Below are 24,197 nucleotides of genomic sequence, written 5' to 3' on the forward strand. Positions count from 1 at the left end.
CCGCCGGTGCGCGGGTGCGGCGGTAGTGGCGGGCGACGCGGGCGCGGTTGCCGCAGGCGGGCGAGCACCACTCCCGCCGGGGGCGCCGCCGGACGAAGTACTGCACGCACCCCGGCGCCAGGCAGGGGCGGAGCAGCTCCCGGTCGGGGCCGGCGAGGAGGTCGACGCCCGCGCCCGCGATCAGGGCGACCGCCACCCGTCCGGGCGGGTCGGGGGCGCACACGGCCCGGGCGGGGGGACCGCCCGGCGGCCACCGCAGCTCCGGCCACACCGGGGCCCCGGCGCACGCGGCGTTGAGGACGGCGAGCGCGGCGCCGCGGTCCGCAGCGGGCGCCCGGGGGTCGGTGGTCGCCTCGGCGGCGAGCGCGCGCAGGGCGCCGCGCAGGGAGCGGAGCCGGTCGGCGGTGTCGTCGGCCCCCTCAGGCCGGGCGGAGCCGAGCCAGGCGCCGAGCGCGGGCACGCCGTCGGCGATCCGGTCGGCGACCGATCGCAGCCAGGCCAGGGCCGCCGCGGTGCCGGCGAGGTCGTCGTGGACACCGTCGCGGTCGGCCCAGACGGTGTTCATGAGCTCGACCGGCAGCGGCTCGCCCAGCGCGGGCGTGCCGACGCCGGCCCCGATGCGCGTCATTCCGCCAGCCTAGCCGCCTCCTAATGGTCGGAGAGGTGCGCAGGCGTTGACGCGCGTTCTCCCGACGCCCTAGGGTGCCGTCATCGCCTAATGGGAAATCCACATTGAAGCATTAGCCCCTCAGCCCGTGCCGACGGCCGCGCGGGCGCCCCGTCCGCGCAGCGAGAGGACCCCCATGTCCGAGCCCCGTCCGCCCTTCCCGCCCTTCGACGCGGCGACCGCGCGGCAGAAGGTCCAGGCCGCCGAGGACGCCTGGAACACCCGCGACCCGCACCGCGTCAGCCTCGCCTACACCGAGGACTCCGTCTGGCGGAACCGCGGCACCTTCCTCACCGGCCGCGCGGAGATCGTCGCCTTCCTCACCGACAAGTGGGCGCGCGAACTCGACTACGTCCTGCGCAAGAGCCTGTGGACGTTCGGCGGCGACCGCATCGCCGTCCGCTTCCAGTACGAGTGGCACGACCACGACGGCCGCTGGTTCCGCAGCTACGGCAACGAGCTGTGGGAGTTCGACGACCAGGGGCTGATGCGCCGCCGCGAGGCGAGCATCAACGACGTGGCCATCACCGCCGCCGACCGCCGCTACTTCGGCCCCCGTCCCGAGCACGAGCGCGGCCCCGGCGCCGACATCCCGCTGCGCTGAGCCGCTCCGGCCGCCGCCGGAGGCGGCCGGGCCGGGGCGCCCGGCGGGGTGGGCCGCCGCCCGGCCGGCGGGACCGCGCGGGCCGCCCTCAGGCGGCGCGGGAGCGGAAGGTCGCCCGGTAGGTCTGCGGGGAGACGCCCACCACGCGCTTGAAGCGCTCGCGGAACGCGGTGGGCGAGCCGAACCCGGCCTGGGCGGCGATCCGCTCCACCCCGTAGTCGGTGTTCTCCAGCAGGTACTGCGCCCGCCGCACCCGGGCGCGCAGCAGCCATTGCAGCGGCGTGGTGCCCGTGTGCTCGCGGAACCGGCGGCCGAAGGTGCGCTCGCTCATGCCGCCGCGCGCGGCCATGGCGGCGAGGGTGAGGTCGCGGTCGAGGTGGTCCTCGATCCAGGCGAGCACGGGTTCGAACGCGGAGCCGCGCGGCACGGGCGGCCGGGTGTGGGCGACGTACTGCGCCTGGCCGCCCTCGCGCTCCAGGGGGACCACGGCCAGGCGGGCGGCGTCGGCCGCCGCCGCCGAGCCGAGGTCGCGCCGGATCATGTGCAGGCACATGTCGATGCCCGCCGCGGCGCCGGCCGAGGTGAGGATCTGCCCGTTGTCGACGTAGAGCACGTCGGGCCGGACGTCGACCGCCGGGTACATCTCGGCGAGCATCTCGGCGCCGAGCCAGTGGGTGGTGGCGCTCAGCCCGTCGAGCAGGCCGGTGGCGGCCAGGATGAACGAACCGGCGCACACCGACGCGATCCGGGTGCCCGCCGCGTGCGCCGCGCGCAGCGCCCTGCGCACCTCCTCGGAGGGGGGCTCCACGCCGCCGGCGCACCCGGGCACGACGATGGTGTCGGCGCCGCGCAGCGCCTCCAGGCCCTCGGTGGCGGTGATGGTCAGCACCTCGCCCCGGACGGTGGGGGTGGGCGCGCAGACGCGGACCCGGTAGGGCCGGCGGCCGTCGGCGAGGCGGAGCCGGCCGAAGACCTCGATGGGGGTCGCCAGGTCGAAGGCGACGACGTCGTCCAGCGCGAGGACCGCCACGGTGTGCATGGCGCCACCGTAGACGAGATCCCGCCAGTCCGGTAACCCCTGTTCGGGCGGCCCCGGGCGCGGGGAGTGCCTGGCCCGCAGGGGTGGCGGGAACCCGTCGGATATTGGCGTTCCGGCCACTGGGGGCGGCGGCCCCCGGCCCCTAGCGTGGGGCGGGCCGCTTCCGCTGACAGGAGACCCATGCTCATCCAGATCGCCTTGTTCGACGGCTTCGACCCGTTGGACGTCATCGCCCCCTTCGAGATGTTCGACGCCGCGGGCGGCCTCACCGGCGGCGCCGTGCGCGTGGAACTCGCCTCGGCCGAAGGGCCGCGCGAGGTCCCCAGCGGGGTGCCCCCGCTGTCGCTGGCCGCCGTGGCCGCGCTGGACCCGGCGCGCGCCGACGTGCTGGTCGTCCCCGGCGCCGCCGGGCGCCCCGCCCCCGATGGGCCGGGCGGCGCCGGCGCGGACGGCGCCGAGGGCGCTGAGGGTGCCGGGGGCGCCGACATCGCGACCCTGCTGCGCCGCGCGGCGGACTCCGACCTGGCGGTCCGGGCCGCCGAGGCGCTGGAGCGCCCGGACACCCTGGTGGCCACCGTGTGCGGCGGCGCGCTGCTGCTCGGCATGGCCGGACTGCTGAAGGGCCGCCACGCCACCACCCACCACCTGGGAATGGCGGCGCTCGCCGAGACCGGCGTCGACGCCGTGCCCGCCCGCGTGGTCGACGACGGCGACCTCGTCAGCGCGGCCGGGGTCACCTCCGGCCTGGACCTCGCCCTCCACCTGATCGACCGAGAGGTGGGCCCGCGTGTGGCGCACGCGGTCGAGCAGGTGTTCACCCACGAGCGCCGAGGCATCGTCTGGCGGCCCCGCGGCCCCGTGCCCGCCCTGTGACCCCCGCCGGCGCGATGCCGCCCGCGCACGCTGCGACGCCCGCGCACGCTGTGCCCCCCGCCAGCACCGCGACGCCCGCCAGCACCGCGACCGCCGCCAGTACTGTCAGCCCCAGCACTGTGACGCCCACTCACACTGCGACCCTCGCCAGCGCTGTGCCCCCCGGCCGCACCCCGACCCCCGCGCGCCCCGCGACGCCCGCCAACACTGTCACCCCCGCCGACGCCGTGCCCCCCAGCAGCGCCGCCGGACCCCGACCGCGAAGGAGTTCCGACCCCATGCCCACCGCCCGCCCCCGCGCGTGCGCGCCGTCCGGCGCCCACCCCGCCGCCGGCGCCGACGCCGACCGGAAGGCCCGAGCCGCGCGATGACGAAGTTCCTCCTCTCCGCGCACGTCATCGCCGCGATCGTCGCGATCGGCCCGGTGACGGTCGCGGCCAGCATGTTCCCCGCGGCCGTGCGCCGCGCCCAGACGGCCGGCGCCGACGCCGACGCCGGGGCGACCGCGTCGGTGCGGCTGCTGCACCGCATCTGCCGCGTCTACGCGCTGCTGGGCATCGCGGTGCCCGTGTTCGGGTTCGCGACCGCGTCGGCCATGGGGGTGCTCACCGACCCGTGGCTGCTGGTGTCCATCGCCCTCACGGCGGTGGCCGCCGGGCTGCTCGCGCTGGCGGTGCTGCCCCGCCAGGACGCCCTCCTCGGCCGGATCGACGGCGGGGGCGCGCCCGTCGAGCGCGCCGAGACAGCGCGGCTGGCGATGCTCACCGGCGTCTTCAACCTTTTGTGGGCGGTCGTCACCGTGCTGATGATCGTCCGCCCCGGCTCCACCACGGGGGCGTGACCGTGCCCGGGACCGGAGCGGCGGCGGAGCGGCCGGTGCTGCGCGTCGCCGCCCGGGTCGAACTGGTGTCCCTGGTCGTGCTGCTGGGCAACCTCGCGACGGCGCACGTGCCCGAGGTGGCCTCCCTGGCGGGCCCGCTGCACGGGTGCGCCTACCTGGTGGCCGTGGTCGCCGCCGTCCGCGATCCGCGACGGTCCCCGGCCACCACGGTGCTCGCCCTGGTCCCGGGGGTGGGCGGCCTCCTGGCCCTGCGCCGCCTGCGGACGGCCGACGCCCGCGCCGGAGCCCCAGCGGCCTGACCACCGCCCCGCACTCCGGCGGCCCCGGCGGGACGGCCGACACCGGACGACCCCGGCGGCCGACCCCCACTCAGGGCCCCGACAGGCCGTCCCGCCGCGCATCGGCGAACCCGGCGGGACGGCCGACACCGGGCGGTCCCGGCAGCCGACCCCACTCGGAGCCTCGGCAGGCCGACCCGCCACGCGCGGCAGCCCGATCGGACGGCCACCCAGTCGCGCACGTCGGCGTGGACCGCCGGAGCGGGGCCGCCCCTCGGCTCAGATGCGGCCGAGCAGGTCGGCCTTCTTCTCCGTGAACTCCGCGTCGGTGAGGATGCCGTCGGCGTGCAGCCGGGCCAGGCGCTCGATCTGCCGGTACACCCAGTCGACGTCCGGGACGGCGCCGCCCGGGGGGTCCGCCGGCGCGTCGGCCGGGTCGGGGGCGGGCGGCAGGGCCGGGTGCGGCCCGCCGTCCGCCCACAGGTGGGCGGTGACCGTGGCCGCGAGCAGCAGCAGGCGGGCGCGCTCGGCCCCGGCCTCGCTCCCCCGCAGGCAGCGCAGGTCGTGCTTGGGCCGGGGCTGCGGGCCGTCGTCCTCGCGGTGCGGGGTCAGCCGTATGTGGGCCTGGCCCGAATCGGACGAGGGCACCCAGGCGACACCCGCGATGTCGGCGAGCGCGTACTCGCGGCGCCGTTCGCTCTTCTTCACGGCGGAGGCGGTGCCGGACCACTCCAGCCGGACCGTCGTGCCGTCGAACGACGCCGTCCCCTCGCCGGTCCGCACGTGCAGCGGCAGCCGGGCCACCAGCCGGGTGGCGGCGTCGGCGGGCGGGTCGCCCGCGAGTGCGGCCGCCGTGGTGATCTGCTCGGCGTGGTACTCGGCCACCAGTTCGTCCCGCGCCGGGCCGGTCAGCCGGAACGGGTGCAGGCGCGGCGCGAGGTCGGCCCCGACGCTGGTGTAGGGGTCGGTCCGGTCCTTCAGCCGCAGCCGCAGCTCCCAGCGCTTGCGGCCGGGGGTGAGGTCGGCGGACGCCACGGCCGCCAGCGGCACCTCGGCCCGGCCCAGCGCCGTGAACAGCGCGGGGGTGAGCACTTTGCGGGCGTACGTCAGCACGACCGCGTCCCCGGTGAACCGCCAGACGCCCTGATCCCCGCGCAACTCGTCCATTCCCGGAATCCTAGGCAGTCACCCCCTCGCGCGACACCGTGCGAACCGGAGAAAAACCGGTCACCGCGCCGCCACCCGCCCCGGCACCCCCCGGGACCACCTCCGCTCCGCCCCCACCCACCCGGGGCCCGTCATGTGGCGGTGGGCCGGGTGGAGAGGACGAGGCCGTCGTGGGCGGTCTCCCAGGGGGTGAGGTCGGCGGCGAGGGCCGTCGGGGACAGGTGGGTGAGGACGAGGCGGCGGCAGGTGAGGCGGTGCCGGTGGCGCGCCAGGGTCTCCAGATCGAGGTGCCAGCGGACCGGCGCGGGGGCGTAGCCCTCGCAGAGGAACACGTCGGCCCCCGCTGAGGCGTCGATGAGGGCGTCGGTCCACTCGGTGTCGCCCGAGTAGGCGACCGTCGCCCCGTCGCGGTCGGCCACCCGGACCGCGTAGGCGGGCGCTCCGGACGCGTGGCGCACCTCGAACGGTGTGGCGGTGAGTCGCCCGGTGTCGACCGGGACCCGGTCGGTGTACTCCGTGACGCGCACCGCGAACCGCCGCCGCACCTCCGCCGACCCCGGGAACAGCGCCTCCATGGCGGCGGCGAGCCGGTCGGCCGTCCCCGCCGGCCCGTACACGGCGAGGTCGGCGGTGCGGCGCCGGAACTGGCCGTCGAGCACCAGGAACGGCAGCCCGCCGAAGTGGTCCCCGTGCAGGTGGGTGAGCAGGACCGTGCCGATCGCGTTGGGGTCGATGCCCTGGCGGCGGAGGCCCACCATGCTGGTGGCGCCGCAGTCGAGCAGCGTGTGCGGCGCGGTGCCGCCGCCGCTGTACCCGTCGCCATCGGGGCCATCGTCCCCGCTGCTGCCGTCGCCGTCGGGAGCGTCCCCGTGGGGGCCGTCGGGGCCGAGGGCGACGCAGGTCTGGAACCGCCCGCCCGACCCGAACGCGTCCCCGCTGCCGACCACCGTGATACGCATGCCGCTCCCTTCCGCGCCGGTCCCCTGCGGCGGCGCCCGCCGGTACCGTACCCACGGCCCGATGGTCCGCCCGGTCCACACACCACCGGCCCGCCCGGCCCGCGCCCCCGGCATCGTGGCGGGCAGTCGACCGCACCCGCGCACACCGCCGAGCCGCCCACGCCCCCCAGCATCGCGGAAGGCGTGCGCCCGCACCCGCGCACCACGGGCCGCCCACCCGGGACCGCCACGCCGCTCACGCACGGAACCGCCCTTGGCCGACACCGGCCCCGCGCGCCCGTCAGCCCCTTCCGGACGGTGCCGTCGGCGTCGTGAACGCGACCCATGCCCGATCCGGCGGTCCGGTCCGGTCCGATGCCGGAACGGCATAGGCTGCGGGGGTGGACATCGTCGGTGCCTGCCGCGCGTTCGTCAGCGTGGGCGAACGGGGCAGCTTCACTCTGGGCGCGGCGGCCGCCCGCATCCCGCAGCCGGTGGCCAGCCGGCGCATCGCCGCCCTGGAGAAGCATCTGGGCGGCCGGCTGTTCGACCGGTCGACCCGGCGGGCGACGCTGACCGCGTTCGGCCGCCGGATGCTGCCGTCGGCCCGGCGGCTGGTACGGCTCGCCGAGGACATGGAGTACGACGCCGAACGCGCCCTGCTGGCCCCGCTGCGCCTGGCCGTGCCCACGACGTGCTCGACCGGCGACCTGGCGCGGCTCGACGCCGAGGCCCGCCGCCTCGGCGTCTTCCTGGACTTCGACCCCGCGCCGCCGGAGGAGCGGGCCGAACTCGTCCGGTCCTGGCAGGTGGCGGCCGCCCTGGTCGCGGTCCCGCCCGACACGGGCGTGTGGCGGGTCCCCTTGGGGGTGGCCACCCTGGCGGAGCCCGGCGCGGACGTGTTCTACCTGGAGACGCTGCGCGACGTGCGCGGCGGCCCGTCGGTGCGCCGCCGGGTGTGGGTGCAGCCCGAGGACGACGTCCCGCACGTGCGCGACCGGCTGCAGCGGGTGCGCGACGCGGCTGGGCTGCGGCCCGCCCAGGTGGCGGTGGCCCCGTCGCTGACGGCCGCCGTCGCCGAGGTGCTGGGCTCCACCGACCTGCTGCTGGCCTCGGCCGGGCAGGCGACGGAGCTGGGGCTGTCCTGGCGCCCGATCGGCGAGGTGCGCCCGGCCCGGGGGTACGACGTCGTCGCGGCGGCGGGCGACGAGGCGGAGCGCCTCCGGACCCTGCTGAGCGACGGGATCGCCCGCTGTCTGGGCGCCGCGTCCACGAGTGGGGCCGCCGCGTGACCGCCACCGCCCTCATCCGCGACCTGCGCGCCGAACTGGCCGACGGCGGGCTGCGCGGCTCCTTCCTCGTCCGCGACCTGCACTCCGGCGCCGAACTGGGCATCGACCCCGACCTGGAGTTCGCCTCGGCGTCCCTGGTGAAGATCCCGCTGGCCGTGGCGACGTTGGAACGCATCCGCCGGGGCGAACTCGACGGCGCGGCGACGCTGGAGGTCGCGCCCGGCCGGGTGACCGCGCCCGGCCCGACGGGGATCAGCCGGTTCCGGCACCCGGCGCGCGTCGCGGTCGACGACCTGCTCTACCTCAGCACGTCGCTGAGCGACGGCGAGGCGGCCGACGCCCTGTTCGGCCTGACCCCGCCCGCCGAGATCGCGGCGGTGCTGCGCGGCCTCGGCGTACGCGGGATCACCGTCCGGCACACCATGCGCGACCTGGTCGAGACCCCGGTGGAGCGGTTCGTGCACTCCGACGCGCACCTGGCGCACACCCTGGCCATCGAGGCGGCGACGGCCGGGCGCGGCCACCCGGTGCGCCAGCTCGACGTGAGCCGGGCCAACACCGGGACCGCGCGGGCGTTCGCCGACCTGCTGCAGGCGCTGTGGACCCCGTCGGCGATCGACCCCGGCGTGGCGGAGCGGGTGCGCGAGCTGATGGCGAACAACGTGCTTCGGCACCGGCTGACCCCCGACTTCGCGTCGGACGCGTCGCGGTGGTCCTCCAAGACCGGGACGCTGCTCAACCTGCGCCACGAGGCCGGGGTGGTCGAGCACGCCGACGGCCAGGCGTTCGCGGTGGTCGTCCTCACCGAGTCGCGGGTGCCCGCGATCGTTCAGCCGGGCGCCGAGGCGCTGATGGGCCGCGTGGCGCGGGCCCTCCGGGACCACCTGCGCGCGGGCTCCGGGGAGGACGCGTAGGCCGCCCGCGTCACCCGGCGTGGACCAGTTTGTCGGGGTTGGTCACTGAGTAGACGGTCGCCACCCGGCCGTCGTCGTCGAGGTCGAGGACCACGACGGCGGCGGGGCGCCCGTCCAGGATGATCAGCGCCGACGGGTCGCCGTTGGCGTCGCGCGGCTCGACGCGCACCCGGCCGGGCGCCAGGCGGGCGCCGACGGCGGCGAGGACGCGGGCGATCCGCCGCCCGCCGCACACGGGGCGCGGGGACGCGGCGGGCCCCGACGCTCCGCCGTCGGTCCACAGGGCGGCGTCGGGCGCGAGGACCGCCATCAGCGCGTCGATGTCGCCACCGAGGGCGGCGTCGATGAACCGCTCGGTGGCGCGGCGGCGCAGCTCGGGGTCGGCCCGGTAGCGGGGGCGCCGCGCGTGGACGTGCGCGCGGGCGCGGTGGGCGAGCTGGCGCACCGCCTCGGGGCTGCGGCCGAGGATGCGGGCGGTCTCGGTGTGCGGGTAGCCGAACGCCTCGTGCAGCACGAACACCGCCCGTTCCAACGGGGTGAGGGTCTCCAGCACCACGAGCAGCGCGGTCGACACCTCCTCGCGGCGCAGCACCACGCCGGCGGCGTCGCCGACGGGGCCCGGCGCCCCGGGCGCGGTGACCACCGGTTCGGGCAGCCACGCGCCGACGTAGGTCTCCTTACGCCGGTCGATGGCGGCCCGGCGGCGGAGCGCGGCGTTGACCGCGACCCGCACCAGGTAGGCGCGCGGATCGGCGACGGGGGTCGCCCCGGGCGCACGGCAGCGGGCCGACCAGGCGGGCCACGTCTCCTGGAGCACGTCCTCGGTGTCCGCGACGGTGCCGAGGACGGTGTGCACCAAGGAGAACAGCAGCGGGCGGTGGGCGAGGAACGCGCGCGTGGCCGGGTCGGCGGGGCCGGTGGAATCGGCGGGCGGTTCGGCGGGCGGTCCGGCTCCATCGGGGCGGCGGGTCGGGCGGTCGGGCATGGCGGCCTCCTGTCGGTTCCGTCCGTTGTGAGCCGTCCGGTGTCGCGAGTGTGACATCGGCACCTCCGCTGTGATCCACCTCTCCCCGGCCCGGTCCGCGTCACGGCCGGGCGACCGCCGGGCCTCTTGTGGGGTGCCGGCGCGGGAACGGCCCGCACCGGCACCGACATCGGGAGGATTCATGCGCACCCGCATCCGCGGCGTCCGCGTCTTCGACGGCGCGTCCACCACGGCCCGCACCGACGTGCTCGTCGACGGCCCGGTCATCGCCGCCGACGACGGCGGCCCGGTCGACGCCGAGGTCGACGGCACCGGCCGGACCTTGCTGCCCGGCCTGATCGACGCCCACACCCACGTGTTCGACGGCGGGCTGGAACTGGCCCTGCGCTCGGGCGTGACCACCGAGCTCGACATGTTCTGCCTGCCGCCCAACCTGGCCCGGCAGCGCCGGCTGGCGGCCGAGCGGGACGACGTCGCCGACCTGCGCAGCGCGGGCGTCCTCGCCACGGCCCCCGGCGGGCACCCCAGCCAGCTCATGGACGCGTTCGGTGCCGAGGAGGCCGCGGCGCTCGGTGACGGGGCGGGCGCCTTCGACACCGTCGCCGGGGCCGGGCAGGCGCGGGCGTTCGTCGCCGCCCGGGTCGCGGAGGGCGCCGACTACCTCAAGGTGGTGGTGGACGACGGCGCGCTCTCGGGGGCCCGCCGGCCGACCCTGGACGCGGCCACCCTGGCGGCGCTGGTGGAGGCGGCACACGACGCGGGCCTGGCCGTCGTCGCGCACGCCCTGAGCGCGGCCGAGGTGGGCGCGGCGCTGGACGCGGGCGTCGACGGTCTCGCGCACGTGTTCTGCGACGCCGCGCCGGGCGACCCGGCGGCGGAGGAGCTGGCGGCACGCGCCGCCGATCATGGGGTGTTCGCGGTGACCACGCTCGCCTACTTCGAGGCGATCGGCGGCTCCGACCCGGACCACGCCCACGGTGACGCGGCGGGGCCGGGGGACGCGCTGTCCAACGCCGCGCACGCGGTCCGGGTGCTGCACCGGGCGGGGGTTCCGCTGCTGGCGGGCACCGACGCGAACCCGTTCGCGCCCGCGCACGGCGCGGGCATGCTGCGGGAGCTGGTGCTGCTGGGTGCCGCCGGGCTCGCCCCCGAGGAGGTCCTGGCGGCCGCGACGGCGGAGCCGGCCCGCCGCTTCGGGCTCACCGACCGGGGGCGGATCGCGCCGGGGCTCCGCGCGGACCTGCTCCTGGTGGACGGCGACCCGACCCGCGACCTCGCGGCGGTCGGCCGGGCCACCGACGTCTGGCGGCGCGGCGTCCGGCTCCCCCTCGGCCCGTCTGGGCGGTGACGCCCGGGGCCCGCGCCGGCCCGCGCCGCTCGGGGCGGCGCGGGCCGGGGCCGCGCGTACCGGCCGGGCGCGGATCAGGGGCGGCCCGGCGGGCGGCCGTACCGCTCGGGCAGCGGGAGGCCGCGCTCGGCCATGACCGTCCGGAGCCGGTCGGGGTAGTCGGTGATGAGCCCGTCGACCCCCGCGTCGAGGAGCGCCCGCATGGTGGGTTCGTCGTCGACGGTCCACGGGATGACCTCGATGCAGCGCGCGTGCGCCCGGTCGACCATGTCGGCGGTGACGTAGGGGACGTAGTCGGGGTCGGTGACCGCGCCGTCCTGCGGGAACCCGTGGACGGGCGAGAACGCGTCGGCGCCGAGGGCGTCGACGGCGGCCACGGGGTCGCCGCCGAAGTCGTCGATGTCGATGCCGCCGAGCCACGGCGACGCCCCCGGCTCGCCGACCTCCAGGAAGTCGTGGTTGGTGAGGGCGACGACGGGCAGCCGGGGCTCGACCTCGCGCATGCGGGTGAGCGCGCCCCAGTCGAAGCTCTGGATGGTGGTGCGGCGCAGCATGCCGGCGCGGCGGACCTCGGCGGCGACGACGCGGACGAACTGCTCGCGGGGGGCGGTCTCCTCGGGGGCGCCCGCCTCGACCTTGGTCTCCACGTTGAACCGGACGTCGTGCGCGCGGTTCCGGCGGACCAGGTCGAACACCTCGCTGAGCAGCGGCATGCGGGCGCCGGGGACCGCCCGCTGGCCCGGGTGCGCGGGCTGGGTGAGGGTGCCGCAGTCGAGCGTGCGGACCTGGGCGAGAGTGAGGTCCTTCACGTAGGAGCCGACGTAGGGGTAGTCGCGGTCGCCGGGGGTCGCGGGGCGGGTGTCGAGGCACTTGGCGGCGCTGACCCGGCGGTCGTGGGTGACGACGGCGGCGCCGTCGCGGGTGATCTGCACGTCCAGTTCGAGCGTGGTGACCCCCACGCGCAGGGCGTTCTCGAAGGCGGGCAGGGTGCTCTCGACGACGAGGCCCAGGCCGCCCCGGTGGGCCTGGAGGTCGAAGGGGCGTCGGCCGCGGTCGTCGGCGTGGGCGGGTCCGGCGGCCGCCCCGGCGAGGGTGGCGGCGCAGACGGCGATGGCGAGGGCGCGTAGCAGCATGGGCTCATGGTGGCCGGTCCCCCGCCGCCGCCCCACCGCCCCGGGGTGAAGACCCGGCGAAGTCCGCCCCCGAGCGGCCCGGCGAGCCGCCCGGCAACGTCGTCGCCGCCGGGGTTCCGAGGGGGTGCGCTACCGTCGGGGGATGGCGGACACCGACGCTCCGGGGACGGGCGAGATCACCTGGCGGCGGGTTGTGCCCGCCGACTTCCCGCTGCTCGGTACCTGGCTGGGCCAGCCGCACGTGGCCCGATGGTGGAACCACGACACCTCCCCCGAGGGCGTGGAACGCGACTTCGGCCCGACCGCCCGGGGCGAGACCGCCGCCGAGGACCTGCTCGCCCTCCTCGACGGGGAGCCGCTGGCGCTGGTCCAGCGCGCCCGGCTCGCGGACCACCCCGACTACCTCGCGGAACTGGCCGCCATCGCCGAGGTGCCCGATGGCGCCGTGACCATCGACTACCTCATCGGCGACCCCGCCCGCGTGGGGCGCGGCCTCGGACCGCGCGTGATCCGGTCGGTCATCGACCGCACGTGGCACGAGTATCCGGAGGCGACCGCCGTGGTGGTCCCGGTCGCCGAGGGGAACACCGCGTCCTGGCGCGCCCTGGAGAGATCGGGGCTGCGCCGGGTCGGCAGCGGCGACATGGTCCCGGACAACCCGGTCGATCCCCCGCTGCACCACGTCTACCGGATCGACCGCCCCGCGACCTGACCGCACCACCGGTCCACCGTGAGTCCACCGCCGGCCCCGCCGCCGTCCCGGGCCGCCCCGCCCACCCGGCCGACCAGGGGCCTACCCGGCACGCAGGCACCGCCCCCGCTGAGAAGGCCGGGCCGCACCCGCCGAGGTCGAGCGGGCGGGGGGCCGGGGTGGCGCTCACGCGTCGTCGGTACGGGGTGAGCGCTCGCGGAGTTCGTCGATGAGCCGCGACGCCTCGGCCTTGGTGAGGTCCTCCGGGACGGTCGCCCCGGTCTCACGCGCCAGCGTGGCGAGGTAGCTGAGCTGAGGGCCGGTGGCGGGCTCGTCCCCGGTCGCCCAGTCACCGGTGTCCTTGCGCGGGTCCTGCTCGGTCATCACGCTCCCCTTCCGCAGATGGACGTGCCCGTCCCGCCTACCCGCCGGGGCGCACCGCTAAGCCCCGCGTGGCACACGCCTCCGCCCACCGACTCGGCCGCCACCGGGCTCGGGCGTCCGGACGCCCGTCCACTGGTCGCGACCGGTCGGGCGGGTCGGCCCGCCCCGGTCCGGAGGGCGCCGACGGACGGCGCTCGGGCGGGCCCCCGCCCGACCGACCGCCCGCCCGACAAACCGGACCGCCCCAGCTCGACCACCACCGAACCCGCCCTAGTGGGGAACGCCGAAGAGGCCGCGGGTGACCCTCTGCACGGTCCCGTCGACGCTGAAGTGCACCCGCGCCTCGTAGAGGCCGAACATGCCGCCGATGGCCTCGGGGCCGTAGACCTCCACCACCGGCACGCCGAACGCGTCGAAGTAGCCGCGCGCCAGGGCGCGCATGACGGGCCGCAGGTCGGCCGACGGGGTGACCGGGTGCAGCCGGTCGGCGGCGCCGAGGACCGCGTCCCCGACCGTGTCGAGTGAGCCCTCGGCCTCGGGCACCCGGGTGTCGGTGATGGCGACGTAGCGATTGCCGCCGTCCTCGTTGCCGAGGACCGCGATCCCGCGGGCTCCCCCCAGGTCGGCCGCCGTGCGGACGAGGATGTCGGCCGTGTTGCCGGGCGCGCGGTACCCGGACAGGTCGGCGGTCTCCGCCGCGAGGTCGGCGTGCCCGTTCTCCGTGGCCAGTCCGCGCAGCCGCGCGGCGCCCGGCGCGTCCGCCGACCACCGCAGGGTGCCGGTCGCCGGATCGAACACGCCGATCTCCCGGGCGGTGCGGTCCCCGGCCCCCGGGAAGCGCAGGACGCCCGCTCCGGCGTCCCATGCGGGGGCGCCCGGCTCCCGGCCGGCCCGGTCGAGGTGGTCGTTGGCGGTGGCGTCCTGGGCGAGGGTGCGGGCGAGGCGCGGCAGCACGTGCGGCAGCAGCCCGGCGGGGAAGGGGCGCGGCGCGGGGGTCGTCGTGGTGACGCGGACCAGCCCCTCCGCTGTGCTCGGCGCGGCGTCCTGCCGCGCGGGACCGCCGTCGGGGCCCGTGACGGAGACGGAGTCGAGGCCGCCGTCGGCGCCGACGCGCGCGGTGAGCACGTTCCCGCCGTCCAGGACGGCGGTGACGGTGCCGTCGGCCGCGGTGGCGGCGGTCAGCCCGTGGTGGTCGAGGTAGCCGGCGACCACCGCCTCGGCGCAGCCCCGGCCGGCGTCGTGCCCGGGGTCGGCGAGCAGCACCGCGGCGGTGCGCAGGGCGCGGACGGTGCCCTCCGCCGAGGGGCGGGCCCACGGCACCGCCGGGTCGGTGACCGCGAGGAACGTGCGCGCCCGCCCGGAGTGGTTGAAGACGATGAGGCCGCGCGCGCCCAGCAGGGCCATGGCGCCCATCGCCAGGTGGTCGGAGCCCAGGCGGGGGTCGGGCAGGTGCGTGAGGTCGACCAGGCCCTCGGCCAGCTCGGGGATACCGCGCTCGGTGCCGATCCCGCGCAGCCGCTCGGCCTCCTCGGTCACCGGCCGCCCGGTGAAGTGGGTGTTGGCCCACGACCACAACCAGGTGCCGTCCTCGGCGTAGCTGCCGAGCAGGCCGATCCGCAGCTCGTACCCGCCCTGCCGCGCGGTGCGCCGGTCGAAGTCGGTGTGCACGTGCCCCACCGGCACCAGGCGGTCGAAGTGGTCCGCCTGCTCCGACGCCCACCCCAGGTGCGGCCGGACCGCCGCGTGGAACCCCGCACTGTAGAACGACCCCATACCGCCCGCCTCTCATCCCGTCCCGACGCGCCCTACGACGCCCCACCCCCACCCCCGGTTCCGCCACCCCCGGCCCGCGGATGACAGATGTCATGGGCGGTGGGGTGGTGTCGGTCATGGGGAGGGGGTGATGACCGCGTCTACGGGTGGGGTCGCGGGTCCGCCACACTTGAGGCATGACGACTGATCGGCCCGAGGACTCCGCCACCGCCGCCTCCGGGGCGGCCACCCCCGGGAAGAAGGGCGCCACGGCCGCCCCGCCCGCGGACTGGCGGGAGGTGCTGCCGTGGGAGGGCAAGGCGTCGTTCACCGACAAGGCGCTGATGTGGGCCATCGCGGGCGTGATGGTGCTGCTCCTCGCGCTGCTGCCGTTCCGCCCCTACATGATCGCGTCGAGCCCGGTGGTGCTGGAGTTCCTGACCGGCAGCAAGGCGGCCATCGGCGCGGCCGCCGCCTTCGCCCGCATCGGGGAGATCCCGCTCTGGCTGGTGGTGTTCGCCGGGACGGTGGGCATGGCCAAGTTCGACTTCCTGTTCTGGTGGACGGGCCGCCAGTGGGGGCATCGCATCGTCCGGCTGTTCGCCCCCGGCGACAAGGCGCAGCGCTTCGCGGAGTGGGCGCAGCGGTCCAACCCGTGGCTCATCCGAGCGGCCGTGCTCTGCGCCGGCCTGCCGGGTATCCCGTCGGCGCTGGTCTACGCCCTGGCCGGGACGATGGGGATGCGGCTGGTGACGTTCCTCGTCCTGAACCTCCTCGGCTCCGCCGCGATCACCGGCCTGGTGGCCGGGCTCGGCTACGGGCTGGGGCAGCACGCGGTCGACGTGGTGCTGCTGATCGACGAGTACGCCCTGTGGGTGAGCCTCGCGATCATCTTCGTGATCGCCATGACGCCGACGTTCAAGGCGGTCCGGGCGTCGCAGCGCGAGGAGAAGGAGCGTAAGCGCCGCGCCGCGCACACGGCCGGGTCGGGCGAGCAGGACGGCGCGGACAGCGCGGATGGTGGAGCGCCGGACTCCGGCGCCGGTACGGGGCCGGCCGCCGACGCGGCCGTTCCCGCCGGGTCCCCCGGACCGTCCACCGGTACCGCCGGCACCGCCGGCACCGCCGGCGCGGGCGACACGCGCGGCCCAGGCGACTAGCCGGGGCCGCTCGGTCCTGGGCGGCACGGGTGTCCGATCGGGGCCGCTCTGTCGTGGACGGCACAGGCGACACGGGCGACAGCCGCGACCACTCGGTCGTGAGCGGCACCACCGGCACGGGCGACCAGTCGGGGCCGCTCGGCCGTGGGCGGCACCACCGGCACGAGCGACCAGTCGGGGCCGCTCGGGGCTGGGCGGGACGTCAAGGACCCGCCCGGCCTCGGAGAAGGCGGTCGGGCGGGTCCGGCATGGGGACGCCCGGCCGCGACGAGGCGGCCGGGCGCACGGGACTGGTCAGGAGCGGTGGCCCGGGCCGAAGCCGCCGGCGTCGCGGCGACCGGCGGTCGCGCCCTGGTCCGGGGCGGGGCGCTGCCCGGGGACGGCACCCCCGTTCGGCTGGGTGTCGCGCCCCGTGAAGCCGCCGGGGGCGCCGACGGACGGGCTCTGGCCGAGGGTCCCCGGGCTCTGGCCGGGGGTTCCGGAGGCGTGCCCCGGGGTGGCGGAGCCGGACGCGGCCGCGGTGCCGGAGGCGGGGACGCCCGTGGCGGTCGGCGCGGCGAAGTACGCCTTGGCCGGGCGGGACAGCATCAGTCCGGCGACGGCGGCGGCGAAGAGGGCGGCGATCAGGTCGCCGGTGCCGGTGGCGCCGGTGAAGAGCAGGGCGATCACCGCGACGATGTAGACGCACTGCACGGCGACGGTGGCGATCCGCGCGACGGGCGCGCCCCGGGCGGTCAGGAAGGCGAGGACGGCGTTGGCGACGCCGTAGACGAGGGCGAGACCGGCGCCGACGGCGAGCATCGCCACGGGCACGTCGCTGACGTCCGTGACCATCGCGCGGCCCTGCGGCATCGCGAGCCCGATGACCGCGAACACGCCGATGACGAGCTGGTACACCGCCATGAGGATGAGGAGCACGAGCGCCGCGGTGACTGCGCCCGGCTTGGTACGGCCGGCCATGGTGGCACCTCCGGGTTGCTGTTGACGACGTCTACGCCACTCTCCGCAAAACGCCGCCGCACACCCCCGCCCCCGCGCCTTTCGGTATCGCCCGAGGTCACCCCCTGTTGCGCCCTCCGAAACGCGCGGTACAGCAACGGCCCTTCCGCCCCCGCGCCCCGCTGAATCTCCGCCCCGCGCCCCCACCCGGCAGCTCCATGCGACGCACCCCGGATGGGCCGCCCGCCATTGCGGTGCCGCCGGACGTGAGACAGGCGCCCGCCGCGCCGGGCGGGAGTGGAACGGCCGTCCGGAGTGGTGGGTGGGCGTGGGGCCTGGTGGGGCCGACTCTTGGCGGGTGGGAGGTCTCCGGGTCGTCGGCTGGGGTGCGGGGCTGCCGGGGCGGCGTTTGGGGCGTGGGGGTGGCCGGGGTCAGGGTGCGGGCGGGGTGCGGAGGCCCTGGAGGAGGAGGTCGACCATGCGGCGCGGGTCGTAGCGCGGGTCACCGCCGGCGCCGATGCAGAGGTTGCCGACACCGCGCATCAGCTCGAAGGCGCCGATGCCGGAGCGGATCTCACCGGCCTCGGCCGCGGCGTCGAGGAGCCGCGCGCAGACGGGGACGAGGCGGTCGAGGAAGTAGGCGTGCAGCGACTCGAACCCCCCGCTGTCGGAGCGGAGCGCGTTGGCGAGTCCGTGCTTGGTGACCAGGAAGTCGACGAAGAGGTCGGCCCACTGCCGCAGCGCAGCGAACGGGGAGTCGGAGCGGTCCAGCAGCTCCGGGCCCGCCTCGGCGCACGCCTCTACCTGGTGGCGGTAGACGGCTACCACGAGGTCGGCGCGCGTCGGGAAGTGGCGGTAGATCGTCCCCATCCCGACGCCCGCGCGCGCCGCGATCTCCCGGATCGGCGCGTCGACGCCGGAGGCGACGAACACCGCTGCTGCGGCGGCGAGCAGCGCCTGCTCGTTGCGCGCCGCGTCGGCCCGTTTGCCCTTGCGGGGCGCTGCGTCGGACCGCTCCCCCTTCCCGGGCGCCGTCTCGACCCGGTTCCCCTTGCCAGGTGCTCCGTCGGGCCGCTCCGCTTTGCCGGGGGCCGCCTCGGGGCGCTTCCCCTCGTGGGGCGGCGCCTCGAAGGGCTTGCCCTTGCGGGGGGTTCCGTCCTTCGGCCGGTCTGGCGTGGGCACCGTGCGCTCCTTGCGGGCTCCGTTGACAAAGCGGAACACTGCTCCGTATATTAACCGGAACAACGCTCCGGTTCAGTCTAGCCGAACCGCGGGCGCTCGACCGCACGCCCGCGTCGCCTGCGGCCGGTCCGTGTCCGGCGGCCGCCGACACGCCCCGCCGACACGCCCCGCCGCCCCCACCGGCGCCCCCATCCCCGAAGGGACCCCGCAGCATGCCCGCAGCCACCTCCGCCGCAGCCGCCCCGACCACCCCGACCACCCCCGTCCCCACCATCTCGATCCGCCCGGTCGTCCTCCCGGCCCCCGACCGGCCGGTCGACCTGGAGCTGCGCGTCACCGCGCCCGTGACCGGCGACGCCCTGCCGATCCTCCTCCTCTCGCACGGCCAGGGCTTCTCCCACCACCTCTCCTCCCTGGACGGCTACGCCCCGCTGGCCGACTACTGGGCGGCGCACGGGTTCGCCGTCGTCCAGCCCACCCACCTGAGCTCCCGGACGCTGCGCCTGCCCGCCGACACCCCCGGTGCCCCGATGTTCTGGCGGTCGCGCGCCGAGGACATGTCGCACGTCCTCGACCGGCTCGACGACGTCGAGGCCGCCGTCCCGCAGCTCCGCGGCCGCCTGGACCGGGACCGGGTCGCCGTCGCCGGGCACTCCATGGGCGGCCACACCGCGAGCCTGCTGCTGGGTGCGCGGGCCGCCGACCCCGGCGGGACGGCCCCCGACCTGGCGGACCCGCGCATCACGGCCGGCGTGCTGCTGGCCGCGCCCGGCCGCGGCGGCGACGCCCTCAGCGCGGTCGCGGCGGAGAACTACCCGTTCCTGCTGACCACCGACTTCTCCACGATGACGGCGCCCGCGCTGGTGGTCGCCGGCGACCGGGACGACTCCGCCCACCTGACGGTCCGCGGCCCCGACTGGCACGCCGATCCGCACGTCCTCTCCCCGGCCGCGACGACCCTGCTCACCCTGTTCGGCGCCGAGCACGGGCTCGGCGGGGTCTCCGGGTACGACGTCGCCGAGACCACCGACGAGGACCCCGCGCGGGTGTCCGCCGTCCAGCGGCTCACCTGGGCCTACCTCCGCACGCGGCTCTACAGCGGGGACACCGCCTGGCAGGAGGCGCGCGACGCGCTCACCGCCGCGCCCAGCCCCGTGGGCCGGATCGAGCCCTGACGGCGGCCGCGCCCGGCCGCGCCGGCGGCTAGTAGCCGCGCCAGGCCGCGCGGTGGTAGTCGATGATGCGCGGGTGCAGCAGGGTCGACGCCAGCGCCTCCGCCGGGCGGCGGTCCTTGGGGAACACCTGGGCGGCGGTCAGGGTGGCGGCGTCGAGGAACCGGGTGGGCGGGTGCTCCGCCGGCAGGGCGACCGGCGGCGCGCCGTCCTCGGCCGCGAGGTGGAACCCCCAGTTGCCGAAGCTCGGCACGTCCACGTTGTAGGGGGTGGAGGCCAGCCCGGCCTCGGCGAGGCTGCGCCGGACGCTCCAGAACGCCTGGTCGGCGAAGTAGGGCGACCCGGCCTGCACCACCATCCGCCCGCCGTCGGCGAGGGCCCGCCGGGCCAGGCCGTAGAACTCCACGGAGTACAGCTTGGCGGTGCCCACGTCGTCGGGGTCGGGCATGTCGGCGACGACGACGTCGAACCGCCGGGTGTTCTCCCGCAGCCAGGTGAACGCGTCGGCCGCGACGACGTCGACCCGGTCGTCCTCGAACGCGCCCTCGTTGAGCCCGGTGATGGCGGGATCGGTGCGGGCCAGGTCGACCACGGCCGGGTCGAGGTCGACCAGGGTGACGTGCTCGACGTCGTCGTAGCCGAGGATCTCGCGCAGCCCGAGGCCGTCGCCGCCGCCGAGGACCAGCACGTCGGTGTGCGGCCCGTTCATCGCCGGGTGGACCAGCGCCTCGTGGTACCGGTACTCGTCGAGCGAGGAGAACTGCAGGTCCCCGTTGAGGAACAGCCGGGTGTCGGCGCCGTCGAGGCTGCGGGTGAGCACGATCTCCTGGTAGTCGGACCGGGCGGCGTGCACAACGGGGTCGCGGTAGAGCGCCTGGCGCGCGTCGACCTCGAACCGCCCGGACAGGGCGAACGCGGCGCCCAGGACCAGCAGCACCAGGGCCAGCCCGGCCGCGAGCAGCACCCGGCCCACCCGGGTCAGCTCGCCCCGGAACAGCCACAGCACGACCGCCATGCCGACGACGGCGTTGACCGCCCCGACGACGAGCGCCCCCTGCGGCAGCCCCAGCAGCGGCAGCAGCAGGAAGGGGAACGCCAGGCCGCCGATGAGCCCGCCCACGTAGTCGGCGGCGAACAGGTCGGCGACGGCGGTGGCGGCGTCCTGGCGGCGGATGCGCTGGATGAGCGTCATCAGCAGCGGGATCTCGGCCCCGATCAGCGCCCCGATGGCGAACGCGATGGCCACCAGCGCGGGCTGGTAGAGGGAGAAGAACGCGAAGGCGGCGTAGAGCAGCAGCACCGACAGCCCGCCGACCAGCGACAGCAGCCCCTCGACCACGGCGAAGGCGAACGCGGGCCGCCGCGCCAGCGGCTTGGCCGCCAGCGACCCGACGCCCATGGCGAACACCATGACCGACAGCACCACCGACGCCTGGGTGATGGTGTCGCCGAGCAGGTACCCGCCGAGGGCGACCAGGGCGAGTTCGTAGACCAGCCCGCACGCCGCGCAGATGAAGACGGCCACGAGCACGGCGAACCGCGCCGCCCGGGGCCGCAGAGGCAGCCGGGGCGGCGCGGTACGGGCGCCGTCGCCGGTGTCGGGTCCGGTGTCGGCGGCCGGGGGCGCGGGGGCCTCCGGCATCAGGAGATGGCCGCCGCCACGACGAGGGCGACGGCGACGTGGGCGCTGGCGTTGACCCAGGCGGCGGGGTGCAGTTCGGTCTCGGCGACGACGGACCCGAGCCGGCCCGGGGTCAGGGCGTCGAGGATGAGGAAGGCCAGCGCCATGAGCACCAGGCCGACAAGGCCGTACCCGGCGGTGCTGAGCAGGCCGAGCAGCAGACCGTCCTCGCTCGCCATGATCGCGGAGAACACCACGACGGCGATGCCCAGCGTGTTCGCGGAGACGATGAGCGAGGCGTTGCGGTTGCGCTCGGTCCAGATCAGATCGTGCAGCCGCCCCGGGGTGAGCAGGTCCACGACGGCGTAGCCGAGCGCCATGAGCAGCGTGCCGACGATGCCGTAGGCGAGGCAGGAGCCGATGTCAATGAGCAGGGTCATCTGTTCCTCATCAGGTCGGGCGGAGGGAGTGCGTCACTTGCCCCAGCCGGGGCCGCCGCCCCGGTGGTCGGTACCGGAGCGGTTGGAGGAGTCGGAGCGGTCGTTGCCCCCGCCGCCGCCCCCGAAGATGACGCCCGAGCGGTTCCCCGAGCGGCAGCCGACGTACCGGTACTGGCCGTCGACCCGGTCGTACTCGCCGTCGTTGGGATCGTAGACGTACTGGCCGTTCTCCAGGTCGTAGTCGCCGCAGTTGCGCGACGTACCGCAGCCGATCAGCAGGACGGTGACGATGAGGAGGGCGGCGGCGGCGCCGACGAAGACGCGGACGCGGCCGGCCGAGGAGGAGTCAGAGGACATGTCCGGCGCTCTTCCGTTCCGGAGTCGGTGGGGCGGTGCTCGGGGCCGAGGAGCCGGTGGTGACCACCAGTTCACCGGTCTGGGGGTAGGCGTGCCAGGTGCGCCAGTGCACGGTGCGGGCGGCCGCGGTGGCGATCAGGGCGGTCACGGCGTAGGGGGCACCGGGGAACTCGGCGAGCAGCCCGCCGGGGTGGCCGTCGACGGCGCGCACGATGTCGTCCACCCGCGACGCGAAGTGGTCGGGGCCGGGCCGCTCGACGCGGCTGGCGAAGTCGTAGTGGCGGCCGCCGACGGGCGCGGCGGTGTGCCCCGGCAGGCCGGGGTCGGCGCCGGGCAGGCAGGCGACGGTCTCGGTGAGGGCGTGGTCCGGCAGGTCGACGAGGATCTGGTGGGAGGCGCCGAGGACGCGCAGCTCCACGCGGCCGGCGCCGGCGCGCACCACCCGGGAGGCCAGCGGGGCGATGGGCGGGTGGTCCAGGCTCCACACGAGGTCGGCGGCGCGGGTGTCGGCGAACGGTCCGGCGATCGTCTGACGCACCGGGTCAGCCGCCCGGGTAGACGGTGAAGGAGCCGGGGGCGAGGGTGGTGCCGACGCTGGGCTCCCACCGGCCGTGGTCGAACCGCTCGAAGGACAGGTGCCGGCCGTCGGGCCCTTCGTAGTCGGCGTAGTCCATGCCGCCCTCGGCGCGCAGCCCGGTGGTGCCCTCGGACCGGTAGGAGGCGGTGCCGCGTTCGACCAGCCGGTAGCGGACGCCTTCGAGCTCCAGGGTGTCGGAGTGGGGGGTGAGGTCGAGGTCGGGGCGGGAGGTCCACAGGGCCATCTGCACGTCGGGGTCCTGCTCGACGGAGAGCCAGCGGCGGCCGCCCTCGACCTCCAGGAAGTGCTCGGCCCACGTGGAGCCGCCCTCCGACAGGCGCAGGGTGCCGCGGATCCAGCTCCGCTCGGCGCCGAAGTCGAGCATGTCGCCGGCCTTGAGCGCCAGCGGGTCGCCGCTGGTCTCGGCGGTGTCGGCGAAGGGGTCGCGCGGGGCGGCGGGCGCCGCCGGCGCGGGCCGGGCGGGCGTGCGGCGCCGGGCGGCCCGGACCGCCGCGACGGCGATGGCGACCGCGACGACGGCCGTGAGGACGGCCACCACGATCAGGAGCACTGCGATTCCCGACACGTCCTTGTTCCCCCTACTGCGGCTCGCTCCGGGAACGTCCTGGCCGGCGTCCTCGGCGTGTTCGTCGGCCTCTGAGACGTCCGGGCCCGGAGCAGGGTTCCACCCGTTCGTCCGTTTCGTGGTATCGCGACCCGATCGCGACCGGCCCGTGTCCGGACCGACTCCCGGGGTCGCCGTGCGCCATGGGGCGGGGACGGCGGGTCAGGGCAGGCGCCCCACCCCACCGTACTCGTCCACCGGCCGGACGCCCGTCGCGCCGGGGTGGTCGGGGCGCCACAGTGAGCAGGACACCACGCCCGGGTCGAGCAGGCGGTTGCCGCGGAACAGCGCGGCGATCCGGTCGGGGCCGCGCAGGGTGAGCTTGGGCGTGCCGCGCGCGTTCCAGGCGTCGCGCACCTCGCGGGCGCGCACCGGGTCGAGCGCGTCGGTGGGGTGGGAGACGACGAGGTGGCTGCCGGGGGCGAGCGCGCCCAGCAGGGTGTCGACGGCGCGGTGGACCTCGGCGTCGTCGTCGACGAACGCGGTGACGCCCAGCAGCATCAGCCCGACCGGGCGGTCCAGGTCGAGCGTGCGGGCGGCGCCGGCCAGGATGCGGTCGGGGTCGCGCAGGTCGGCGTGGAGGTAGGCGGTGGCGCCTTCGGCGGTCCCGGTGAGCAGGGCGCGGGCGTGGGCGAGCACGCTGGCGTCGTTGTCGACGTAGACGACGCGCGCGTCGGGGGCGAGCCGCTGGGCGACCTCGTGGGTGTTGTCGCGGGTGGGCAGCCCCGCGCCGACGTCGAGGAACTGGCGGACCCCGCAGGCGGTGACCAGGTGGCGGACCGCGCGGGCGAGGAAGTCGCGGTCGGCGCGCGCGTTGTCGGCGATCTCGGGGAACAGCGCGCGGATGCGCTCGCCCATCTCGCGGTCGACGGGGTGGTGGTCGGTGCCGCCGAGCCAGTAGTTCCAGATGCGAGCGTTGTGCGGGACGGTGGTGTCGATGCGCGGGGCGGGGTCGGGCGGGGGGTCGGCCACGGGTCCTCTTCTCGCGTGGGCCGCCGCGTCGGGGGCGGCCACGGGTCGCGTTCCTCCGTTGTCCGGTGCCCGCCATGGTAGTGACCGGCGGCCCGCGGCGGGGGTGGTCGGCGCCGGGTGGCCGCTCCCGGACGCGGCCGGGACCGGCGCCCCCGCTGCCCCACGCGGACCTCCTCCACCGGGGCGCGGGCGCCGCGGAGCGTGGCGGGGCCGGAGACGGCGGCGCGCGGCGGCCGGGGGTCGGCC

26 protein-coding genes are annotated in these 24,197 nt (G+C 76.8%); 10 read left to right on the forward strand and 16 right to left on the reverse strand.

Annotated elements, in window-relative coordinates:
* Positions 1–628 (reverse strand): CGNR zinc finger domain-containing protein (locus NT8_RS16770; protein ID WP_067970485.1); only part of this gene is annotated, 628 nt, incomplete at its 3' end.
* A gap of 175 nt (positions 629–803) precedes the next feature.
* Here NT8_RS16770 and NT8_RS16775 point away from each other — a divergent pair.
* Positions 804–1,271: a nuclear transport factor 2 family protein gene (locus NT8_RS16775; RefSeq protein WP_067970488.1), complete on the forward strand. Its 468-nt coding sequence runs from the start codon at positions 804–806 to the stop codon at positions 1,269–1,271.
* Positions 1,272–1,359: 88 nt separating this feature from the next.
* Here the strand turns inward: NT8_RS16775 and NT8_RS16780 are convergent, their stop codons facing one another.
* The gene (locus NT8_RS16780) at positions 1,360–2,310 is read right to left on the reverse strand and encodes a GlxA family transcriptional regulator (RefSeq protein ID WP_067970491.1); all 951 of its coding nucleotides are present in this window, start codon (positions 2,308–2,310) and stop codon (positions 1,360–1,362) included.
* Positions 2,311–2,490: 180 nt separating this feature from the next.
* Between NT8_RS16780 and NT8_RS16785 the strand changes: the two genes are divergently transcribed.
* The 3 genes from NT8_RS16785 to NT8_RS16795 all read left to right on the forward strand — a co-directional run bounded on the left by NT8_RS16785 (position 2,491) and on the right by NT8_RS16795 (position 4,323).
* On the forward strand, positions 2,491–3,183 hold the full coding sequence (locus NT8_RS16785; protein WP_067970493.1) for a DJ-1/PfpI family protein: 693 nt from the start codon (positions 2,491–2,493) through the stop codon (positions 3,181–3,183).
* Between the two features lie 367 nt (positions 3,184–3,550).
* Positions 3,551–4,024, forward strand: a complete 474-nt coding sequence (locus tag NT8_RS16790) for a DUF2269 family protein (protein WP_067970495.1) — start codon at positions 3,551–3,553, stop codon at positions 4,022–4,024.
* On the forward strand, positions 4,021–4,323 hold the full coding sequence (locus tag NT8_RS16795; RefSeq protein ID WP_245646215.1) for a hypothetical protein: 303 nt from the start codon (positions 4,021–4,023) through the stop codon (positions 4,321–4,323). The genes NT8_RS16790 and NT8_RS16795 overlap by 4 nt, the downstream gene beginning before the upstream one ends.
* Before the next feature lie 258 nt (positions 4,324–4,581).
* Here the strand turns inward: NT8_RS16795 and NT8_RS16800 are convergent, their stop codons facing one another.
* Positions 4,582–5,469: a DUF4429 domain-containing protein gene (locus tag NT8_RS16800; protein ID WP_067970496.1), complete on the reverse strand. Its 888-nt coding sequence runs from the start codon at positions 5,467–5,469 to the stop codon at positions 4,582–4,584.
* Between the two features lie 131 nt (positions 5,470–5,600).
* Positions 5,601–6,428, reverse strand: coding sequence for an MBL fold metallo-hydrolase (locus NT8_RS16805; RefSeq protein WP_067970497.1), 828 nt, complete (start codon positions 6,426–6,428; stop codon positions 5,601–5,603).
* A gap of 380 nt (positions 6,429–6,808) precedes the next feature.
* On the opposite strand from NT8_RS16805, the gene NT8_RS16810 reads away from it, so the two are divergent.
* Both NT8_RS16810 and NT8_RS16815 read left to right on the forward strand, forming a co-directional pair.
* Entirely contained in the window at positions 6,809–7,699 is an 891-nt protein-coding gene (locus NT8_RS16810; protein ID WP_067970500.1) for a LysR family transcriptional regulator, read from the forward strand.
* Complete coding sequence (locus NT8_RS16815) at positions 7,696–8,613, forward strand: serine hydrolase (protein ID WP_067970501.1); 918 nt, start codon at positions 7,696–7,698, stop codon at positions 8,611–8,613. The genes NT8_RS16810 and NT8_RS16815 overlap by 4 nt, the downstream gene beginning before the upstream one ends.
* A gap of 10 nt (positions 8,614–8,623) precedes the next feature.
* Here NT8_RS16815 and NT8_RS16820 read toward each other — a convergent pair whose 3' ends face one another.
* Positions 8,624–9,598 carry a sigma factor-like helix-turn-helix DNA-binding protein gene (locus tag NT8_RS16820; RefSeq protein WP_084469022.1) on the reverse strand — a complete coding sequence of 325 codons (975 nt, stop codon included), beginning with the start codon at positions 9,596–9,598 and terminating at the stop codon, positions 8,624–8,626.
* Positions 9,599–9,779: 181 nt separating this feature from the next.
* Between NT8_RS16820 and NT8_RS16825 the strand changes: the two genes are divergently transcribed.
* The gene (locus tag NT8_RS16825) at positions 9,780–10,946 is read left to right on the forward strand and encodes an amidohydrolase family protein (RefSeq protein ID WP_067970503.1); all 1,167 of its coding nucleotides are present in this window, start codon (positions 9,780–9,782) and stop codon (positions 10,944–10,946) included.
* Between the two features lie 74 nt (positions 10,947–11,020).
* Here the strand turns inward: NT8_RS16825 and NT8_RS16830 are convergent, their stop codons facing one another.
* A complete protein-coding gene (locus tag NT8_RS16830) occupies positions 11,021–12,079 on the reverse strand; it encodes a glycerophosphodiester phosphodiesterase family protein (RefSeq protein WP_067970504.1) in 1,059 nt (352 codons plus the stop codon).
* Positions 12,080–12,221: 142 nt separating this feature from the next.
* Between NT8_RS16830 and NT8_RS16835 the strand changes: the two genes are divergently transcribed.
* Entirely contained in the window at positions 12,222–12,791 is a 570-nt protein-coding gene (locus tag NT8_RS16835) for a GNAT family N-acetyltransferase (RefSeq protein ID WP_067970506.1), read from the forward strand.
* 165 nt (positions 12,792–12,956) lie between these two features.
* Here the strand turns inward: NT8_RS16835 and NT8_RS16840 are convergent, their stop codons facing one another.
* On the reverse strand, positions 12,957–13,154 hold the full coding sequence (locus NT8_RS16840) for a DUF3072 domain-containing protein (RefSeq protein WP_067970509.1): 198 nt from the start codon (positions 13,152–13,154) through the stop codon (positions 12,957–12,959).
* 270 nt (positions 13,155–13,424) lie between these two features.
* Positions 13,425–14,927, reverse strand: a complete 1,503-nt coding sequence (locus tag NT8_RS16845) for a DUF6882 domain-containing protein (protein ID WP_067970511.1) — start codon at positions 14,925–14,927, stop codon at positions 13,425–13,427.
* Positions 14,928–15,103: 176 nt separating this feature from the next.
* Here NT8_RS16845 and NT8_RS16850 point away from each other — a divergent pair, with 176 nt between their 5' ends.
* Positions 15,104–16,066 (forward strand): DedA family protein, encoded by a 963-nt coding sequence (locus NT8_RS16850; RefSeq protein WP_084469023.1) that lies wholly within the window; start codon positions 15,104–15,106, stop codon positions 16,064–16,066.
* 294 nt (positions 16,067–16,360) lie between these two features.
* Here the strand turns inward: NT8_RS16850 and NT8_RS16855 are convergent, their stop codons facing one another.
* Complete coding sequence (locus tag NT8_RS16855; protein WP_067970512.1) at positions 16,361–17,026, reverse strand: hypothetical protein; 666 nt, start codon at positions 17,024–17,026, stop codon at positions 16,361–16,363.
* A 411-nt stretch (positions 17,027–17,437) separates the two neighbouring features.
* Positions 17,438–18,187 carry an SbtR family transcriptional regulator gene (locus NT8_RS16860; protein WP_449406617.1) on the reverse strand — a complete coding sequence of 250 codons (750 nt, stop codon included), beginning with the start codon at positions 18,185–18,187 and terminating at the stop codon, positions 17,438–17,440.
* 212 nt (positions 18,188–18,399) lie between these two features.
* Here NT8_RS16860 and NT8_RS16865 point away from each other — a divergent pair, with 212 nt between their 5' ends.
* On the forward strand, positions 18,400–19,362 hold the full coding sequence (locus NT8_RS16865; protein ID WP_067970514.1) for an alpha/beta hydrolase family protein: 963 nt from the start codon (positions 18,400–18,402) through the stop codon (positions 19,360–19,362).
* A gap of 28 nt (positions 19,363–19,390) precedes the next feature.
* Here the strand turns inward: NT8_RS16865 and NT8_RS16870 are convergent, their stop codons facing one another.
* The 6 genes from NT8_RS16870 to NT8_RS16895 all read right to left on the reverse strand — a co-directional run bounded on the left by NT8_RS16870 (position 19,391) and on the right by NT8_RS16895 (position 23,951).
* Complete coding sequence (locus NT8_RS16870) at positions 19,391–21,001, reverse strand: polyamine aminopropyltransferase (RefSeq protein ID WP_084469024.1); 1,611 nt, start codon at positions 20,999–21,001, stop codon at positions 19,391–19,393.
* Positions 21,001–21,420 carry a DUF350 domain-containing protein gene (locus NT8_RS16875; RefSeq protein ID WP_067970516.1) on the reverse strand — a complete coding sequence of 140 codons (420 nt, stop codon included), beginning with the start codon at positions 21,418–21,420 and terminating at the stop codon, positions 21,001–21,003. The genes NT8_RS16870 and NT8_RS16875 overlap by 1 nt, the downstream gene beginning before the upstream one ends.
* Positions 21,421–21,453: 33 nt before the next feature.
* A complete protein-coding gene (locus NT8_RS16880; protein WP_067970518.1) occupies positions 21,454–21,777 on the reverse strand; it encodes a hypothetical protein in 324 nt (107 codons plus the stop codon).
* Positions 21,767–22,315, reverse strand: a complete 549-nt coding sequence (locus tag NT8_RS16885; RefSeq protein ID WP_067970520.1) for a DUF2617 family protein — start codon at positions 22,313–22,315, stop codon at positions 21,767–21,769. Before NT8_RS16885 ends, NT8_RS16880 begins: the two co-directional genes overlap by 11 nt.
* Positions 22,316–22,319: 4 nt before the next feature.
* Entirely contained in the window at positions 22,320–22,931 is a 612-nt protein-coding gene (locus NT8_RS16890; RefSeq protein ID WP_067970529.1) for a DUF4178 domain-containing protein, read from the reverse strand.
* A gap of 210 nt (positions 22,932–23,141) precedes the next feature.
* Positions 23,142–23,951: an SAM-dependent methyltransferase gene (locus tag NT8_RS16895; protein ID WP_067970522.1), complete on the reverse strand. Its 810-nt coding sequence runs from the start codon at positions 23,949–23,951 to the stop codon at positions 23,142–23,144.
* Between the last annotated feature and the right edge of the window lie 246 nt (positions 23,952–24,197).

Source organism: Nocardiopsis trehalosi NBRC 14201 (assembly GCF_001552555.1).
In the GTDB taxonomy this organism is placed as follows: domain Bacteria; phylum Actinomycetota; class Actinomycetes; order Streptosporangiales; family Streptosporangiaceae; genus Nocardiopsis_B; species Nocardiopsis_B trehalosi.

Excerpts from the sequence above, each read along its gene's own strand:
- NT8_RS16775 (WP_067970488.1), top strand. The coding sequence starts at position 804 with ATGTCCGAGCCCCGTCCGCCCTTCCCGCCCTTCGACGCGGCGACCGCG.
- NT8_RS16780 (WP_067970491.1), bottom strand. The coding sequence starts at position 2,310 with ATGCACACCGTGGCGGTCCTCGCGCTGGACGACGTCGTCGCCTTCGAC.
- NT8_RS16785 (WP_067970493.1), top strand. The coding sequence starts at position 2,491 with ATGCTCATCCAGATCGCCTTGTTCGACGGCTTCGACCCGTTGGACGTC.
- NT8_RS16790 (WP_067970495.1), top strand. The coding sequence starts at position 3,551 with ATGACGAAGTTCCTCCTCTCCGCGCACGTCATCGCCGCGATCGTCGCG.
- NT8_RS16800 (WP_067970496.1), bottom strand. The coding sequence starts at position 5,469 with ATGGACGAGTTGCGCGGGGATCAGGGCGTCTGGCGGTTCACCGGGGAC.
- NT8_RS16805 (WP_067970497.1), bottom strand. The coding sequence starts at position 6,428 with ATGCGTATCACGGTGGTCGGCAGCGGGGACGCGTTCGGGTCGGGCGGG.
- NT8_RS16820 (WP_084469022.1), bottom strand. The coding sequence starts at position 9,598 with ATGCCCGACCGCCCGACCCGCCGCCCCGATGGAGCCGGACCGCCCGCC.
- NT8_RS16825 (WP_067970503.1), top strand. The coding sequence starts at position 9,780 with ATGCGCACCCGCATCCGCGGCGTCCGCGTCTTCGACGGCGCGTCCACC.
- NT8_RS16830 (WP_067970504.1), bottom strand. The coding sequence starts at position 12,079 with ATGCTGCTACGCGCCCTCGCCATCGCCGTCTGCGCCGCCACCCTCGCC.
- NT8_RS16835 (WP_067970506.1), top strand. The coding sequence starts at position 12,222 with ATGGCGGACACCGACGCTCCGGGGACGGGCGAGATCACCTGGCGGCGG.
- NT8_RS16840 (WP_067970509.1), bottom strand. The coding sequence starts at position 13,154 with ATGACCGAGCAGGACCCGCGCAAGGACACCGGTGACTGGGCGACCGGG.
- NT8_RS16845 (WP_067970511.1), bottom strand. The coding sequence starts at position 14,927 with ATGGGGTCGTTCTACAGTGCGGGGTTCCACGCGGCGGTCCGGCCGCAC.
- NT8_RS16850 (WP_084469023.1), top strand. The coding sequence starts at position 15,104 with ATGACGACTGATCGGCCCGAGGACTCCGCCACCGCCGCCTCCGGGGCG.
- NT8_RS16855 (WP_067970512.1), bottom strand. The coding sequence starts at position 17,026 with ATGGCCGGCCGTACCAAGCCGGGCGCAGTCACCGCGGCGCTCGTGCTC.
- NT8_RS16865 (WP_067970514.1), top strand. The coding sequence starts at position 18,400 with ATGCCCGCAGCCACCTCCGCCGCAGCCGCCCCGACCACCCCGACCACC.
- NT8_RS16870 (WP_084469024.1), bottom strand. The coding sequence starts at position 21,001 with ATGCCGGAGGCCCCCGCGCCCCCGGCCGCCGACACCGGACCCGACACC.
- NT8_RS16875 (WP_067970516.1), bottom strand. The coding sequence starts at position 21,420 with ATGACCCTGCTCATTGACATCGGCTCCTGCCTCGCCTACGGCATCGTC.
- NT8_RS16880 (WP_067970518.1), bottom strand. The coding sequence starts at position 21,777 with ATGTCCTCTGACTCCTCCTCGGCCGGCCGCGTCCGCGTCTTCGTCGGC.